The sequence below is a fragment of the Streptomyces phaeoluteigriseus genome (assembly GCF_001896135.2).
GTDB lineage: Bacteria > Actinomycetota > Actinomycetes > Streptomycetales > Streptomycetaceae > Streptomyces > Streptomyces phaeoluteigriseus.
Map to the genome: position 1 here is coordinate 233,938 of NZ_MPOH02000016.1, position 15,185 is coordinate 249,122.

The following is a 15,185-nucleotide window of genomic DNA, read 5'->3' on the forward strand; positions in this document are numbered from 1 at the left end:
GCGATGGAGATGCGCGGTGCGCTGGCGCGGCTGCGGCGGGCGACGGGGCTGCCGGTCGCCTTCGGCGGGCTGGTCGAGCCGGGGCGCCGGCGGATGCGCATCAGCGAACTGAACGGCGTGGCCACACCGGCACTGCGCGGACTCGCGGTGACCTCGGGCAACGGCCTCGGCGGGAAAGCGGTCGCGCTGGCCCGACCGTGCGCCGTGACCGACTACTCCCTCTCCCGGCAGATCAGCCACGAGTACGACACGGCGGTCGCCGCGGAGGGGCTGCGCTCGGTCCTCGCGATCCCGGTGGTCGTACGCCGCCGGGTGCGCGGTGTCCTGTACGGCGCCCTGCGCACGGCCCAGCCGCTGGGCGACCGCACCCTGAACGCGGCCGTCGACGTGGCACGGGACGTAGAGCAGACGCTGGCGGTCGAGGACGAGGCCCGGGACCTGCTGACGGCGGCCCGCCCCGAGCCGCGGGGCGGGTCGGCGGCCGGCTGGGAGCAGGTACGGGAGGCCCACGCGGCCCTGCGTGCCCTCGCCCCGCGCATCGCCGACCCGCGGCTGCGCGCGGAGCTCCTCCAGGCCTGCGGGCTGCTCACCCGGGGCACGCCGCTGCCGGCGGTCGCCCTGGCGCCCCGTGAGCTGGACGTCCTGGCGTGCGTGGCGGCGGGCGCGACCAACGCGATGGCCGCCGAGCGGCTGGGACTGCGCCCGGAGACGGTCAAGGGCTACCTCGGATCGGCGATGCGGAAACTGGGCGCCCACACCCGCGGGGAGGCGGTGGTCGCCGCACGCAGGACGGGGTTGCTGCCGTAGTGCGGAGGGGCCGGCGTAGGAACGGGCAGCGGTCGGAGGAGCAGGGCTGCCGCCCGGGCAAAGAGCGGCCGCAGCAGGGCAGGGCCGCTGCCGTGGGAACGAGTGGCCGCGCACGGGGCTGCTGCCGTGGGAACGGGTTGCCGCGAGCGCGGCAGGGCTGCTGCCGAAGGGACCGGTCGCTGCCGTAGCGCGGGGTGGACGCCGTACGGAAAGGTTGCTGCCGTGGGCAGGCTGCTCGCTCGGGGTCCGGAACCGGTGCCGGGCGACTAGGTTGCTCCCTGGGACAGGGTTGCCGCGCCAGGAAACGGCCGCTGCCACAGGAAGCGGTTCCTGTCGGCGGAGACGGTTGCCGTCGCGGCGCCGTGCCGATGGCGTGAAACGGCGGAACACGAGGTGCGGTGGAGGCCGTGAGGGAGCGTACGGATCAAGCCAGGGAGGGCCCGGGACGATGACTGTTCATTCAAACGTCACCTCGATGAATTTCCGTATGCCCCAGTTGTTATCTCCCTCACGACGCCGTCCTTCCGGATTTCAAAGAGACGTTGCCTAGAATTTGGTCCGGACACGACACTCGGAGGGAGCGGTGACCGTGCGACGGGACTTCAAGGAGCCTGCCAGATGCCGCCCCGACCTGGTCATCGGCAGGGACGAGCTGTTCACGTCCGCCCATGAGCAGCTCACGCGCGGCGGCAGTGTGCTGCTGCACGGCCCGGCCGGAATAGGAAAATCGACCGTGCTGCGGGCATTGGCCGTGGAATACGGCGACGCGGCACGCACCGTCCTGCGCTGCTCGGCCACCGAGTCCGAAAGCCACCTGCCCTTCCTGGCCCTGGCCGACCTGTTCGGCCTGGTCCTCGACGAGGTGGCGACAAGCTGCCCTCCGCCCAGCGCACCGCGCTGGAGTCGGCGCTGACCGGCCGTGGCGAATCGACTCTGCAGCGCGACGGCCTGGCCCTGCGCCTGGCGGTGCTCTCGGCGCTGCGCGCCCTCGCCGCCACCAGGCCCGTGCTGCTCGTCGCCGACGACATGCAGTGGCTCGACTCGGCCAGCGCCGAACTCCTCGGCTTCGCCGCCCGCCGCCTGGGCGACACCCCCGTGCAGCTGCTTTGTGCGGTCCGGACGAGGGACAGGAGTACGACCGTCAGCTACGCGCGTCCCCGCCCGACACCCTCGCCGTCCGGCTGAACCCGCTCTCCCCCGCCCAGGTGTCCACCCTGCTCGACCACCGGGGCTACACCGACCTGCCCCGTTCGACGGTCCGCGAGATCCACCGCACCAGCGGCGGCAACCCCCTGTTCGCCCTGGAGCTGGGCCGTGCCCTCGGCGAGAACCCGACCCCGCCGCGTCCCGGCGAGCCGCTGCCGGTGCCGACCTCGCTGCGCGCCCTGGTGCTCAGCCGCCTCGACCTGCTGTCCGACGAGGCTCGCCGCACCCTGCTCGTGGCCAGCGCGGGCGCCCGTCCCACGCTGGCGCTGCTGCACGCCGCCGGCCGGGAGAACGCCGAGGCGGAGACCGCCCAGGCGGCCGCGCTCGGGCTGCTGGCGACGGAGCCCGAGGGGCCGGCCGTACGGTTCGCGCATCCGTTGATCTCGGCGGCGCTGTACGCGGAGGCGCCGGCGCAGGAGCGACGGGCCGCGCACACCGCGCTGTCCACGGCGGCGTCCGACCCGATCGAGCGGGCCCGGCACCTCGCGCTGTCGACGAGCGGCACCGATCCGGAGGTGGCCGCCCGGCTCGCCGAGGCCGCCGCGCTGGCCCGGGACCGGGGGCGCGCCCTCGGTGGCCGCCTCGCTCGGGCTGCTCGCGGCCCGGCACACCCCCGCGGACGGCGGCCGGCCCCGGACGAGCGGCGGCTGGAGGCCGCCGAGGACGCGATCATCGCCGGCGAGGTGGACCTCGCCCGGGACATCGCCCGCGAGGTGCTGACCCGGGCGACGGCGCCGGCCGAGCGGGTGCGGGCCTGGATGGTGGTGATCGAGGCGGCCGGGCAGGCGCTCGGTGACGTCGACGCCGTCTATCCGCAGGTGCTCGCCGACGCGGGCGACGATCCCGTGCTGCTCGCGCAGGTCCACTACCAGCTGGCCTGGCGCGGACTGGTCGTACAGGGGGATTTCGCGGAGGCCCGCGAGCAGGCCGCGCACGCCGCGAAGCTGGCCGCGCGCGGCGGGGACCGGCGCAACGAGCTGATGGCGCTGGCCCTCCAGGCCTCGACGGAGACGCTCATGGGCCACCCGGACGCGCCCGCGACGATCAAGCGGGCGCTGCGGGAGCCTCAGGACCCGTATGTGGCGTGCCATCACAACGGGACGGGCATGGCCAGGTTCCGCTGGCTGCTGATGAGCGATCAGCTGCCCGAGGCCCGTTCGACGATCACGGCGTTGCTCCGCGAGGCGCGCCGGCGCGGGATGGTCGAGAGCGAGGTGCACTTCCAGCGCTTCCTCGCCGAGACCGAACTGCGCTCCGGGCACTGCGGGCGCGCCCTGGACCTGGCCCGCGAGAGCCTGCGGCTGGCCCGCGACTCGGGTATCGGCCTGGGCGCCTCCGCGATGCTCACCTCCCTCGCCGAGGCGTCCGGCGGTGAGGTGGGCCGGGCGCTGGAGCTGGCCCGGGAGGCCACCGGGCGCGCCGAGGAGGACGGCGACCAGATGTACCTGTCGCGGGCCCTGGCAGCCCTGGGTCACGCCCAGTCGGTCGCCGGGGACGCCGCGGGCGCGGTGGCGTCGCTACGCCGGGTGCGGGAGCTGGAGGTGGGCCTCGGCATCAACGACCCGGCCCGCGGCCGCTGGCAGGGCGACCTCGCCGAGGCGCTGGTCCGGGTGGGCGAGCCGGGTGAGGCGCAGGAACTCATCGACGTCACGCGCGCGCACGCGCTGCGGCTGGGCCGGGAGAGCATCCTGGCGGTGCTGGACCGGGCGGAGGCGCTGGTGCGGGCCGCGCAGGGCGACCAGGACGGTGCGCTGGTCCGTCTGACGTCCGTTCAGGACCGGTTCGCCAAGCTGGGATACGGGCTGGAGGAGGCGCGGGCGGCGTTCGCGATGGCCCGGCTGCGCACCCGGCGGCCGGGTCCGACGTCGTACGACGAGGCGGCGCGGTTGTTCCGGCGGTGCCGGGCGCTGCCGTGGCTGCGGCAGGTCGAGGCGGCCGCCGCGGAGGAGCCGGCCGGTACGGCCGCCGTGCCCGCGCCGGTTCCCGCGTTCGACGCGCTGGAGGGGCTGGCGTCGATGGAGCGCCAGGTGGCCGCGCTGGTGATGGAGGGCGCCACCAACCGGGAGATCGCCGCGCGCCTGTTCATCAGCGTCAAGACGGTGGAGGCGACCCTGACCCGGGTCTACCGCAAGCTGGGGATCCGCTCACGGGTGGACATCGTCCGGCTGGCGGCGGGGCGCCACGCGAAGTGAGGGCCGCGCGGGTTCACTGACCGGGCGGGCCCGATGTCCGCGGGTTCCTGGACCGCGCGGGCCCGGTGTCCGTGGACTCACTGACCGCGCGGGCCCGATGTCCGCGGGCTCCCGGATCGCGCGGGACCGGTGAGCGGCTTCCGGGGGCGCCGGTTACCGGGGCGACCGAGGGTTTTCCCTCCCCAACTCCCTTAGGGGAGTCCCTCATTGGGACCGGGGTGCACCCGGTCCTAGCGTAGGGGACGTGCCGCTCGCCGGGCACACGGGGGTCGGTCCCACGACTCCCGTGCAACCCCCCACACCCGCGCGACCCCCCACCGGCAGCTCCCTCAGCAAGGAGATCGATGTTCGGGATCACCCGTGCCAGAAAGGCCGCGGCCCTCGTCGCGGCCTCGGCCGCCGCGGTCGCGACCGCGCTGCTCAGCGCCCCCACCGCTGTCGCGGCGCCCCAGCCGATCGTCGGTGGCACGACGACCACGACGACCGCGTACCCGTTCATGATGCAGATCACGGACGCCTCGCAGAACCAGTTCTGCGGCGGCACGCTCGTGTCGGCGACCAAGGTGGTCACCGCCGCCCACTGCATGGTCGGTGAAACGACCAGCAGTGTGCGGGTCGTCGGTGGCCGGACCTACCTCAACGGCACGAACGGCACGGTCAGCCGGGTCAGCAGGATCTGGGTCCACCCGGACTACACCGACGCCACCAACGGCGACGACGTGGCCGTCCTGACCCTGTCGACGTCGATGCCCTACACCAAGGCGTCGTACGTCACCTCCTCCCAGACCAGCCTGTACGCGGCCGGCACCACCGCCCGGGTGCTCGGCTGGGGCACGACCTCCGCGAGCGGCAGCTCCTCCAACCAGCTGCGCACCGCGACCGTGCCGATCGTGTCCAACTCCAGCTGCGCGAGCAGCTACGGCTCCGACTTCGTCGCGAGCGACATGGTCTGCGCCGGATACACGTCCGGCGGCGTGGACACCTGCCAGGGCGACAGCGGCGGTCCCCTGCTCATCGGGGGCGTCCTGGCAGGCATCACTTCATGGGGCGAGGGCTGCGCGGAAGCCGGTTACCCGGGTGTCTACACCCGGCTGACCACCTTCTCCAGCCTCGTGACCGCGCAGGTGAACTCGTAGTCCGGGTCACCGCGTGACCCCGAAGAACCCCTGAGCACCCCTCAGGTGAAAGACCGGGGGGCGCTGCGAGCCTCCACGAGCGGCCCGCAGCGCCCCCTCTCCATGTCCTGGCCCGGTCCCCCGGACAGCTACCGGACCGCTACCGGACCGCCGGACCACCGGACCACCGGACCGCCGGACTACCGCAGCACCGTGCCGAAACGGATGTCGTACGACGACGACTCCCCGTACATCGCCTTCAGCAGCCGCTCCCCCTCGGCCGCCACCTCCTGTCGCCGCTCCTTGCCGAGCGGGGCGAACGGCTCGACGACGAGGGCGTCCGCGTCCAGCTTCCACACCCCGGCGAGGAAGCCGTCGACGAGGAGCGTGCAGTAGGCCTGGTTGCCCTGCCAGGAACGGCCCCGGTGCTCGGGTGGGACGACCCGGGCGCGGTCGGCGTGGGAGAGCAGCAAGTTGTCGAACTCGGGCAGGAAGCGCGGCGGGGCCGGGGTGTCCGGGTCCGGGCGCGGGGCGTCGGGCAGGTCGAAGAGTTCGACGCCGTTGTCGTCGCGGAAGGTGACGAGCCGCGGGCGGAGCCGTTCGAAGGCCTCGCGCAGCCGGGTCAGTCCGGACCAGGTCTGCATGTCCTTGACCGAGGCCGGACCGAAGGCGGCGAGGTAGCGCGCGACGACGGCGTCGGGTGCGGGGGCCGGTTGTGCGGGGCGGCCCAGCCAGTGCTCGGCGGTGGTGAGCACGACCTGCCCGCTTCTTCCCCACAACCCGCGCGGGGTGACCTGGACCAGCGGCAGTTTGCAGCGGGCGGCGATCGCGAGGGCCTGCGGATCGGCGTCCGGCCACTTGGCGGAAAGCGCCTCCCGCAACTGTTTCATGGTGCGCGGCTCGGCCTCGACGAGGTCACGGGCGAGGGCGGCCAACCGGTCCAGGTCGACTCCCGGTAGCCCTTTGCGGAAGATCGTCAGCTCCCGGTCGCGGGCGGGCTGCACGAGCGGCCGCAGGGTGAGGCAGTCCGCCGCGGTGTGCGTGTGGATGGTCGAGCGCATGGTCACGATGCGGACGACCTCGCGGTCGGCCATGAGCGCCGACAACTGCTCCGGTGCGAATCCGTCGAGACGGGCGGCGAGGGCGAAGTACGGCGGTTTCACGTTCTGGGCCTGAAGACCGACGAGGTGCTCCACCGCGGCCTTCGCCGACAGCGCGGACCGGCGCAGGAGGAGCTGGCGGTCGAGGGTGGCCCGGTTGAGGGCGCGAGCGCCGAGCAGAGGGGCGGGGGCGGTGGACGTCGTCGTCTTCCTCATACGAGGACGGTAGCGGGGATCGAGGCCAGCTCCTGGCCTATATGGGGGACCCCGGCACGCCCCGTATGTCCGGCTCCGTTATCCTGACCCGTGATTCCCGGCCGGTGATCACGGATCACGGAGCCATGGATCTCGGATCCCCGGTTCAGGGGTCCCGGTTCAGGGGTCCCGGATCACAGGTCCCGGATCACAGGTCCCAGCCCCCGATCCCGGATCACGCAGACATCGCCTCGACCCGAGAGGCCCTCGATGCCCCAGCGACGCGTTCGTCCCTCCGCGAAGAACCTCAGGAAGTCCGTCTGGCGCCGCAGCGCGGCGGTTCCGCCACCGCCGGCGGCGGCCGACAGCCCGCCGGACCCGGCCGGTCCGGCGTCGAGGGCGCCTGCCGAGGTCGCCAGTGTCGTGCAGGCGGTGCTCTACCGCGACGGCGTCCGCGTCCTGGCCCCCGCCACCCTCGCCGACACCTTCCGGGAGCTGCGCAAGCACCCGGAGGGCATGGCGTGGATCGGCCTGGCCCGCCCCACGGAAGCCGAACTGCACGCCTTGGCCGCCGAGTTCGACCTGCATCCACTCGCCGTGGAGGACGCGAAGGAGGCCCACCAGCGACCCAAGCTGGAGCGTTACGGCGACACCCTGTTCGTGGTCCTGCGGGCCGCCCGCTACCTGGACGCCCCCGAAGAGATCGATTTCGGCGAGTTGCACGTCTTCGTCGGCCCGGACTTCGTCATCACCGTGCGGCACGGTGCCGCCCCCGACCTCTCCGCGGTCCGCCGTCGCATGGAGGACTCCCCCGAGTTGCTGAAACTCGGCCCGGAAGCGGTTCTGTACGCGATTCTGGACGCGGTGGTCGACGGCTATCTCCCGGTCGTGTCGGGCGTCCAGAACGACATCGACGAGATCGAGACCGAGGTCTTCCGCGGCGATCCCGACGCCTCCCGCCGCATCTACGAACTCTCCCGCGAGATGGTCGAGTTCCAGCGCGCCACCCGGCCCCTGGTCGGCATGCTGCACGGTCTGATGGCCGGCTTCTCCAAGTACGGCACCGACGAGGAGCTCCAGCGCTACCTGCGGGACGTCGCCGACCACGTCACCCACACCAGCGAACGCGTCGACGGCTTCCGCCAGGCCCTCAGCGAGATCCTCACGGTCAACGCCACCCTGGTGACACAGCAACAGAACGCCGAGATGCGGGCGTTGGCGGAGGCGGGGTTCGAGCAGAACGAGGAGATCAAGAAGATCTCGTCATGGGCGGCGATCCTGTTCGCACCGACCCTCGTCGGCACCATCTACGGCATGAACTTCGACGACATGCCGGAGCTGGGCTGGCACTTCGGTTACCCCTTCGCGATCGGCCTGATGGGGGTGGTCTGCGTCAGCCTGTACGTGATCTTCAAGCGGCGGGACTGGCTCTGACCGCGCGGACATGCCGCGGTGCCCTCGGCGGGACTGGCTCTGACCGCGCGGACATGCCGCGGTGTCCTCGGCGGGTTCAGCGCCGGCCGCACCGAGGTCTCCGGCCTGGCCCGGAGGCCGCCGTTCGGCGTCCCGCACCGGGTCCCGGACGCTACGGCTCCTGCGGGGTCCGTCACCCGAATCCCGCACCACCACCACTCCGGCGACGGCCGTCACCCGAATCCCGCACCGCCACGACTCCTGCTGGGGCCGTCACCCGAATCCCGCACCGCTACCACTCCGGCGACGCCTCCGGCGGGGCGTCGGCAGCATGAGGTGGGCCATGTCGCCGGGCGGGGGTGTCCGCACCGACCACAGCGGGGCGGCGGTTCCGTCGGCGACCGCGGCCGGGGCGTCGGTGAGGTTCATCCGCTCGCGCAGGCGGCCGTAGAAGTCCGTCGGCCCGAGCCGGACCGCCCGCAGCCGGCGCGGCGCCGCGTAGATGCCGATCCAGTCGCCCGGGTCGAGGACGCCGCGCAGCTGGCCGTCGATGCTGACGGCGGCCCGGCCCGACCGTTCGAGGACGCGCAGTCCCACGGGCTCGTCCGGGGCCGTCACCACCGAGCGGTCGAACGTCATGTGCGGGGCGACCGGGGTGAAGACCAGGGCCTCGGCGCGCGGCGAGACGACGGGGCCGCCGGCGGCGAAGCTGTAGGCGGTCGAGCCCGTCGGTGTCGCCACCAGCAGGGCGTCGGCGGAGTAGGACGCCAGCAGCCGTCCGGCGACGTAGACGCGACCGACACCTGGCGGTCCCGCGACAGCTTCTCCAGCACGATGTCGTTCAGTGCGAAGACGTGCAGGGGGATGCCCCAGTCGTCGTCGACCTCGCAGTCCTCGCGCACCCGGGGCGGCGGCAGCAGCGGCCCGCGCCCGTACCTCAGCAGCGCCTCCATCTCCGCGGGCACCTCCAGCCGGCGCGAGGCGCGCAGCGTCAGCAGCAACCGGCTCTCCACGGTGAGCCGGTCCTCCCGTACGGCGTCCAGGGCCGTGCGCACCGCGGTGACGGGCACCTCCGTCAGGAAGCCCACGCGACCCAGGTCGACGCCGAGGACGAGGGCGTCGTTCTCGGCGGCCAGCCGGGCGCCGCGCAGGAACGTGCCGTCGCCGCCGAGGGTGACGACGAGGTCGGGATTCCCGGCGGCCTCGACCTCCTCCCGCGCGCTGTGCCGCCCGCCGTCCCGCCACACGTCGATGTCCGTGCAGGACACGGCGTGCTCCGCGCACCACGCGCGTACGACCCGGGCAGCCTCCCCGGCCTCCGGGCGCCCCCCGTGCACGACGAGTCCCAGCCGGCCCACCGTCATGTCAGCCTCCGGATCAGCTCGCGGACGGCCAGCAAAACACCGTCGGCGCCGCCCCGCCACGCGTGCCACGCCCAGGGAGCGGGTCCGGGGTCGGTACGAGGTCCGAAGGTCAGCGTCCGCGTGCCGTGCCCACCGCGTGCAGGGTGCGCAGTGCCGCCTGTTTCAGGGCGGGGTGGTCGCGGACCAGCCGGTGTGCCGCGCGTACGGGTTCGCGGCGGAGCCAGTGCAGGGCGGCCCCCGGACCGCTCGTGCGCAGCGCCCCTTCGTGGACCAGGAGGTCGCCGGTCTTGAAGGAGTTCTTGTACGCCGCCTCGCCCCGGCCGAAGTCGAAGAGGTGGACGCCGGACGCGGCGGCGGCCTCGATCATGCGCAGGTAGAGGACGCGGCCGGGCGAGTAGGTGGCGAGAGTGCGGTCGTATGAGGGGAACCAGCAGGAGAAGACGGTGCGCGAGCGCAGGCCGAAGTGGGCGGCGACGGGCCGGTCGGCGGCGTAGAGCACCGAGAGGATGCCGGAGCAGTCGGGTGCCGCGGTGCCGGCGAGGAGGTCGACGAGCCGGGTGATCCACGGCTGGGCGAAGGGGTCGCGGCGGCCGGTGCGCCGGTAGTGGGCGGACTTCCAGGCGATGAGGGCGCGCAGGGCGGCGGGGTCGCGTTCGTCGTGGACGAAGCGCAGCGGGCCGAGGTGGCGGACCATCCGGCGTTCCTGCGCCCTCGTCGTCTTGAGGAAGCCTCGCGCGTGTTCGCGCAGATGCCGCTCGTACCCCTCGAATCCGTGGGTGAGGTCGATGACGGGTGAGGCGAACTGCGCGGTGGCGTACGGCAGGAACAGATGCTGACCGCTTTCGAGATGGTTGAACTCCCAGGCGTTGAGGGAGCAGGCGCGCATCAGGTGCTGCGCCTCCAGGTGGACGTCGGGCTCGAGTACGGCGCCCTGGCAGTCGGAGACACCGAGCCCGACCGCCCGGCCGCTGCCCCAGCGTCCGCGCTGGTGGGGGAAGTAGCCGACGGGCCGGCTCCCCCGGCGCAGGACGGCCACCCGGGTGTCGGGCCGGACCCGGCCGACGGCCTGGGTGAACTCGGCGCTCATGAAGGGGTTCGCGGCGGTCGCGGTCGTGGTGCGCAGGTCGTTCCACAACGCGAGGTCCGCGGGCACGAGGTCCCCGGGGTGGACGAGGTCGATGCGCGGTGTGGTCATGCGGACTCCTGGTGTGGCGGGGAGCGGGCGGCGTGGCCGACGGAAACCCTTGCCGTCTCGTCCCTTTCGGCCCGTCCATGATCCGCGAGAAGGGTGCGCGCCGTTCCCGGAACGGGAGAATCGCCGCATATGAACGTTCAGCCGAAGACTCGCGAGTTCGGGTGAACGGTCGCACAACGCGTTGCGGCCCACTGCGTCACCCGTCAGTATGGTGACGATGAACGCGGACCATGTCTTCCTGTGCGGAAATCCCGCACTCGACCTCGCCGCCACCCTCCGCGCCCGCCGCACCCTGCGGTTCGAGATGCTGACGTCGCCGGAGCGGCTGGACGCCTGGTACCTCGCGGCGGGGATCGTGGACGGCCTGTCGCCGGGCTGCCGGGAGAGTGACGTCGAGCAGGCGGTCCGGGTACGGGAGGCCGTGTACGCGCTGGTCACGGCCCGGCTGCGCGGCGAGCCGTACGGCGACGAGGCCCTGGCCGTCGTGAACGGCGCGGCCGGCAGGCCCTCCGCGACCCCGCAGCTCACCGCGTCCGGGCGGTGGACGGAGGCGACGCCCGCCGAGGCGCTGGCCACGGTGGCACGCCATGCCGTGGAGCTGCTCGGCGGGGCGGACGCGGCCCTGCTGAAGGAGTGCGGCAATCCCGAATGCACCCGCGTCCACCTGGACCGGTCCCGCGGGGCTCGCCGTCAGTGGTGCGGCATGGAGGCGTGCGGGAACCGGGTGAAGGCGGCCGCCTACCGCGCCCGCAAGAAGGGGACGCGGCAGATCACCGCCGGCTGAGGGCTCCTGGGCTCAGAAGGCGCCCATGCGGACGAGCCATTCGTCGTCGTTGAAGTTGTTCCGTGCCGGGTCGACGGTGCTCGCCGGCTTCTCCTCGACCATCTCGGCCGGGGTGATCCGCTCCGGCAGCGCGCCGAACCGGGCGCGACGGGCCGTCTCGGCGGCGTCCTGGGTGTTCTCTTCGTGCGCCATATCATCCTCCGGGGTCCGGACGTGCACTGCGGATCGGTCACCCACCAGGGCCTCTCGATCACCGAGGATACCCGGCGCCCGCAAGCACGTCACCGGTCGAAACGGTGACGCATCGTGGGAGCCGGACGCCACCGGGGCGGCCCGCCACGCGACGCCTGCGGGATCACTCCACATCCCCGGCGTCCAGCAGCGTGGCCACCGTCGGCAGGATCAGCCCGGAGAGGTCGTCGGCGCGGATGCCCGCGCGGGCGCTCGCTCCGTCGAAGAGGAGGGTCAACTGGCGTGCCAGCAGGGTGGGATCGGCCGCGCCGCCCCGTTCCGCCTCGGCCCGGAAGAACTCCGTCAGCTCGCCCTTGATGCGCCGGGCGACCCTGCTGGCGGGGTGCTCGGCGTCCTTCAGCTCGACCTGGACGGCGAGGTAGGGGCACCCGTGGAACCCGGGCAGATGCGCCTGCTCCTCCACCCGCTCGAAGACGTGGAGGATGCGCTCGCGCGGCGTCCGACCGTCCCCGGCGGCGGGAAACAGCAGGTCCGCGTAGGCCGCGGCACGCCGGTCCAGGCTCGCCGCCAGCAACTCGTCCTTGCTCCCGAAGAGCTGGTACATCGAGCGCTTGGACACCCCGGCCGCCTTGCAGAGGGCCTCGACGCCGATCCCGACTCCTTGCGCGTAGGCGAGGGCGGCGGTGGCCTCCAACAGCCGGTCGCGGGAGGTGGGCTTCGCGTCGGTGCTCATGGGGAGAGGCTAACCCGGTCGCCAGCACCCTGACACCGACCGGTTTACCGCTCGGCGCCCCATCGCCCGCCGGGCACCGCAATAGATCGACTTCCCCGGCCGCGGTCTCCGCGGCCCTCCGGCGACCGCTTGCCGAAACCATTGACGGGGCCAGGTCCGCGCCCTATCTTCTGGCCGAAGTTACGAACTGTGTTCGAAATCACGGACAAGGGACGGTCTGTATGCCTCGGATGCTCCGTCGGCGTGCCCTCTCGCGCCTCTCGCCTCTCGCCGAGAACAGCGGCAAGGTCGCGGACCGCGATACCGCGAACGGCGCCGACGTACGGCAGTGGACCCGGCTGACCGACACCCGCCGGTAGCGGCGGCTCGCGCCCACGACCTGTCCTCCAGCCTCCCCGACCTCGCCCCCGCCCCCGCCCCCAGCGATCCGGAGTGCACCCTTGAGACGCAATGCCCTACGCCTGATCACGGCCGTGCTGGTGGCCCTGGCGGCCACCTGCTTCGCGGGCCCCGCCGGCACCGCACAGGCCGCCGTGCCCGCCTCCCCCGCCGTGACCTACACGAACCCGATCGCGGAGAAGCGCGCCGACCCGCACATCTTCAAGCACACGGACGGTTACTACTACTTCACCGCCACGGTCCCCGAGTACGACCGCATCGTGCTGCGCCGGGCGACGACCATCCAGGGCCTGTCGACAGCTCCGGAGACCACGATCTGGACCAAGCACGCCAGCGGGGTCATGGGCGCCCACATCTGGGCCCCGGAGATCCACTTCATCGACGGCAAGTGGTACGTCTACTTCGCGGCCGGCGCCACCAACGACGTCTGGGCGATCCGGATGTACGTCCTGGAGGGCACCGGCAGCAACCCGCTCACCGCGACCTGGGCCGAGAAGGGGCAGATCAGGACCACCTGGGAGAGCTTCTCCCTGGACGCCACCACGTTCGTCGTGAACGGCGTGCGCTACCTCTCCTGGGCGCAGCGCAACCCGGCCGAGGAGAACAACACCAGCCTGTTCATCGCGAAGATGGCCAACCCCTGGACGATCACCGGCACTCCGGCGGAGATCTCGCAGCCCACCCTGTCCTGGGAGACCGTCGGCTTCAAGGTCAACGAGGGGCCGGCCGTCATCCAGCGCGGCGGCAAGGTCTTCATGAGCTACTCGGCGAGCGCCACCGACGCCAACTACTGCCTCGGTCTGCTGACCGCCTCCGCGACGGCCGACCTCACCAGTGCGGCGTCGTGGTCGAAGAGTTCGCAGCCGGTGTTCAGGTCCAGCGCCGCGACCTCGCAGTACGGGCCCGGACACAACTCGTTCACCGTCTCCGAGGACGGCAAGTCCGACGTCCTCGTCTACCACGACCGCAGCTACAAGGACATCACCGGCGACCCGCTGAACGACCCCAACCGCCGCACCCGCGTGCAGAAGCTGTACTGGAAGGCCGACGGCACCCCCGACTTCGGCATCCCGGTCGCCGACGGGGTCACCCCGCAGCGCTTCTCCTCGTACAACCTCCCGGACCGCTTCATCCGGCACTGGGAGTACCGTGCCCGCGTCGAGGCGAACGTGAGCCCGCTCGCGGACTCGCAGTTCCGGGTCGTGCCCGGCCTCGCCGGCAGCGGCACGGTGTCCCTGGAGTCGGCCAACTTCCCCGGCTACTACCTGCGGCACAAGAACTTCGAGGCGTGGGTGGAGAAGAACGACGGCACCGCCCGGTTCGCCGCCGACGCCACCTTCGGCCGGCGCGCGGGCCTGTCCGACGCGGCGGGAGTGTCGTACGAGTCGTACAACTACCCGGGCCGCTACCTCCGGCACTACGAACACCTGCTGTACGTACAGGTGCCGAGCACGGCGACGGACCGCGCGGACGCGACGTTCTACGCCCAGTGAGGCAACCCTGTCTGCCCCCCCCCCCCGGGATCCACCACGTGCGCCCGGACGGCACCTCCGTCCGGGCGCACGCCTTTTCGCGCGTGAACCCAGGAATAATCCCAGGTCACCCGCTATACGCTCTGTGTATAGTCCCGGCATGCCTTCTCTGACCAAGAAGATGAAGAAAACGGGGATCCCGTTCCGTACGGCCGGGGCCGGTGTCGCCGCCGCTTGCCTGGCCCTGGCCCTGACGGGCTGTGCGGGACTCGACGCCACCGCGCCGAGCGCCGTCCGCGCCGAGCCCGCGCCCACCGCCCAGGCGGCCCGCTTCGGCACCGTCGACTGCCGTGAGGCGAAGTGCGTGGCGCTCACCTTCGACGCGGGGCCGAGCGAGAACTCGCCCCGGCTGCTGGACATCCTGAAGGAGAAGCAGGTCCCCGCGACCTTCTTCCTCCTCGGCAAGGGCCACATCGAGAAGTACCCGCAACTCGTCGCACGCATGGCCGACGAGGGCCACGAGGTCGCCAGCCACACCTGGGACCACAAGATCCTCACCGAGCTGGAACCGCCGGAGATACGCGAGGAACTGGAGCGCCCCAACCGGGAGATAGAGCGCCTCACCGGCCGCCGGCCCACCCTGATGCGCCCGCCCCAGGGCCGTACGGACGACACCGTGCACGAGGTCTGCCGGGAGCTGGGCCTCGCGGAGGTGCTGTGGACCGTGACCGCCAAGGACTACACGACCGAGGACCCCGCGCTCATCCAGCGCCGCGTCCTGGCCCGGACCGAGCGGGACGGCATCATCCTGCTGCACGACATCTACGCGGGGACCGTGCCCGCGGTGCCCGGCATCATCGACGCGCTGAAGGAACGCGGCTACGTCTTCGTGACCGTGCCTCAACTCCTCGCGCCGGGAAAGGCGGAGCCAGGAAAGGTCTACCGCTGACCGGACCGAGGACGTCGCGGGAACGCTTCCCGTACGCGGTCGTCGCCGTCCCGGACTGAGCCAACTGTG

At 72.5% G+C, this 15,185-nt stretch carries 11 protein-coding genes and 2 pseudogenes; 8 read left to right on the forward strand and 5 right to left on the reverse strand.

The genetic code is table 11. The features are described 5' to 3' along the window. The first annotated feature begins 3 nt into the window (after nucleotides 1–3). The 3 genes and pseudogenes from BM536_RS25780 to BM536_RS25795 all read left to right on the forward strand — a co-directional run bounded on the left by BM536_RS25780 (nucleotide 4) and on the right by BM536_RS25795 (nucleotide 5,341). Nucleotides 4–807, forward strand: a complete 804-nt coding sequence (locus BM536_RS25780) for a helix-turn-helix transcriptional regulator (RefSeq protein WP_094103642.1) — start codon at nucleotides 4–6, stop codon at nucleotides 805–807. Between the two features lie 583 nt (nucleotides 808–1,390). Then, nucleotides 1,391–4,205, forward strand: a pseudogene (locus BM536_RS25785) (helix-turn-helix transcriptional regulator). A gap of 344 nt (nucleotides 4,206–4,549) precedes the next feature. Next, the gene (locus BM536_RS25795; RefSeq protein ID WP_073499741.1) at nucleotides 4,550–5,341 is read left to right on the forward strand and encodes a S1 family peptidase; all 792 of its coding nucleotides are present in this window, start codon (nucleotides 4,550–4,552) and stop codon (nucleotides 5,339–5,341) included. A 179-nt stretch (nucleotides 5,342–5,520) separates the two neighbouring features. Here BM536_RS25795 and BM536_RS25800 read toward each other — a convergent pair whose 3' ends face one another. Then, on the reverse strand, nucleotides 5,521–6,636 hold the full coding sequence (locus tag BM536_RS25800) for a winged helix DNA-binding domain-containing protein (RefSeq protein WP_094103568.1): 1,116 nt from the start codon (nucleotides 6,634–6,636) through the stop codon (nucleotides 5,521–5,523). A 249-nt stretch (nucleotides 6,637–6,885) separates the two neighbouring features. Here BM536_RS25800 and BM536_RS25805 point away from each other — a divergent pair, with 249 nt between their 5' ends. Beyond that, complete coding sequence (locus BM536_RS25805; protein ID WP_073499738.1) at nucleotides 6,886–8,049, forward strand: magnesium and cobalt transport protein CorA; 1,164 nt, start codon at nucleotides 6,886–6,888, stop codon at nucleotides 8,047–8,049. Nucleotides 8,050–8,301: 252 nt separating this feature from the next. Here BM536_RS25805 and BM536_RS25810 read toward each other — a convergent pair. Further along, a pseudogene (locus BM536_RS25810) lies at nucleotides 8,302–9,392 on the reverse strand (NAD(+)/NADH kinase). Nucleotides 9,393–9,501: 109 nt separating this feature from the next. Further along, the gene (locus BM536_RS25815) at nucleotides 9,502–10,587 is read right to left on the reverse strand and encodes a GNAT family N-acetyltransferase (protein ID WP_073497336.1); all 1,086 of its coding nucleotides are present in this window, start codon (nucleotides 10,585–10,587) and stop codon (nucleotides 9,502–9,504) included. Between the two features lie 217 nt (nucleotides 10,588–10,804). Between BM536_RS25815 and BM536_RS25820 the strand changes: the two genes are divergently transcribed. Beyond that, on the forward strand, nucleotides 10,805–11,371 hold the full coding sequence (locus tag BM536_RS25820; RefSeq protein ID WP_073497342.1) for a CGNR zinc finger domain-containing protein: 567 nt from the start codon (nucleotides 10,805–10,807) through the stop codon (nucleotides 11,369–11,371). A gap of 12 nt (nucleotides 11,372–11,383) precedes the next feature. On the opposite strand, the gene BM536_RS25825 is transcribed toward BM536_RS25820, so the two are convergent. Next, nucleotides 11,384–11,563: a hypothetical protein gene (locus BM536_RS25825; protein ID WP_073497334.1), complete on the reverse strand. Its 180-nt coding sequence runs from the start codon at nucleotides 11,561–11,563 to the stop codon at nucleotides 11,384–11,386. A 163-nt stretch (nucleotides 11,564–11,726) separates the two neighbouring features. Beyond that, the gene (locus BM536_RS25830; RefSeq protein ID WP_073497332.1) at nucleotides 11,727–12,296 is read right to left on the reverse strand and encodes a TetR/AcrR family transcriptional regulator; all 570 of its coding nucleotides are present in this window, start codon (nucleotides 12,294–12,296) and stop codon (nucleotides 11,727–11,729) included. 230 nt (nucleotides 12,297–12,526) lie between these two features. On the opposite strand from BM536_RS25830, the gene BM536_RS44045 reads away from it, so the two are divergent. The 3 genes from BM536_RS44045 to BM536_RS25840 all read left to right on the forward strand — a co-directional run bounded on the left by BM536_RS44045 (nucleotide 12,527) and on the right by BM536_RS25840 (nucleotide 15,116). Further along, complete coding sequence (locus BM536_RS44045) at nucleotides 12,527–12,655, forward strand: hypothetical protein (RefSeq protein ID WP_281258591.1); 129 nt, start codon at nucleotides 12,527–12,529, stop codon at nucleotides 12,653–12,655. An 81-nt stretch (nucleotides 12,656–12,736) separates the two neighbouring features. Next, nucleotides 12,737–14,188, forward strand: a complete 1,452-nt coding sequence (locus BM536_RS25835) for a family 43 glycosylhydrolase (RefSeq protein WP_079275165.1) — start codon at nucleotides 12,737–12,739, stop codon at nucleotides 14,186–14,188. 160 nt (nucleotides 14,189–14,348) lie between these two features. Next, nucleotides 14,349–15,116 carry a polysaccharide deacetylase family protein gene (locus BM536_RS25840; protein ID WP_073497339.1) on the forward strand — a complete coding sequence of 256 codons (768 nt, stop codon included), beginning with the start codon at nucleotides 14,349–14,351 and terminating at the stop codon, nucleotides 15,114–15,116. Nucleotides 15,117–15,185: the final 69 nt, after the last annotated feature.

Bases quoted from the DNA above. Each gene is read 5' to 3' on its own strand.
- BM536_RS25780 (WP_094103642.1), top strand. From the start codon at position 4: ATGGAGATGCGCGGTGCGCTGGCGCGGCTGCGGCGGGCGACGGGGCTG.
- BM536_RS25840 (WP_073497339.1), top strand. From the start codon at position 14,349: ATGAAGAAAACGGGGATCCCGTTCCGTACGGCCGGGGCCGGTGTCGCC.
- BM536_RS25800 (WP_094103568.1), bottom strand. From the start codon at position 6,636: ATGAGGAAGACGACGACGTCCACCGCCCCCGCCCCTCTGCTCGGCGCT.
- BM536_RS25815 (WP_073497336.1), bottom strand. From the start codon at position 10,587: ATGACCACACCGCGCATCGACCTCGTCCACCCCGGGGACCTCGTGCCC.
- BM536_RS25805 (WP_073499738.1), top strand. From the start codon at position 6,886: ATGCCCCAGCGACGCGTTCGTCCCTCCGCGAAGAACCTCAGGAAGTCC.
- BM536_RS25825 (WP_073497334.1), bottom strand. From the start codon at position 11,563: ATGGCGCACGAAGAGAACACCCAGGACGCCGCCGAGACGGCCCGTCGC.
- BM536_RS25820 (WP_073497342.1), top strand. From the start codon at position 10,805: ATGAACGCGGACCATGTCTTCCTGTGCGGAAATCCCGCACTCGACCTC.
- BM536_RS25830 (WP_073497332.1), bottom strand. From the start codon at position 12,296: ATGAGCACCGACGCGAAGCCCACCTCCCGCGACCGGCTGTTGGAGGCC.
- BM536_RS44045 (WP_281258591.1), top strand. From the start codon at position 12,527: ATGCTCCGTCGGCGTGCCCTCTCGCGCCTCTCGCCTCTCGCCGAGAAC.
- BM536_RS25795 (WP_073499741.1), top strand. From the start codon at position 4,550: ATGTTCGGGATCACCCGTGCCAGAAAGGCCGCGGCCCTCGTCGCGGCC.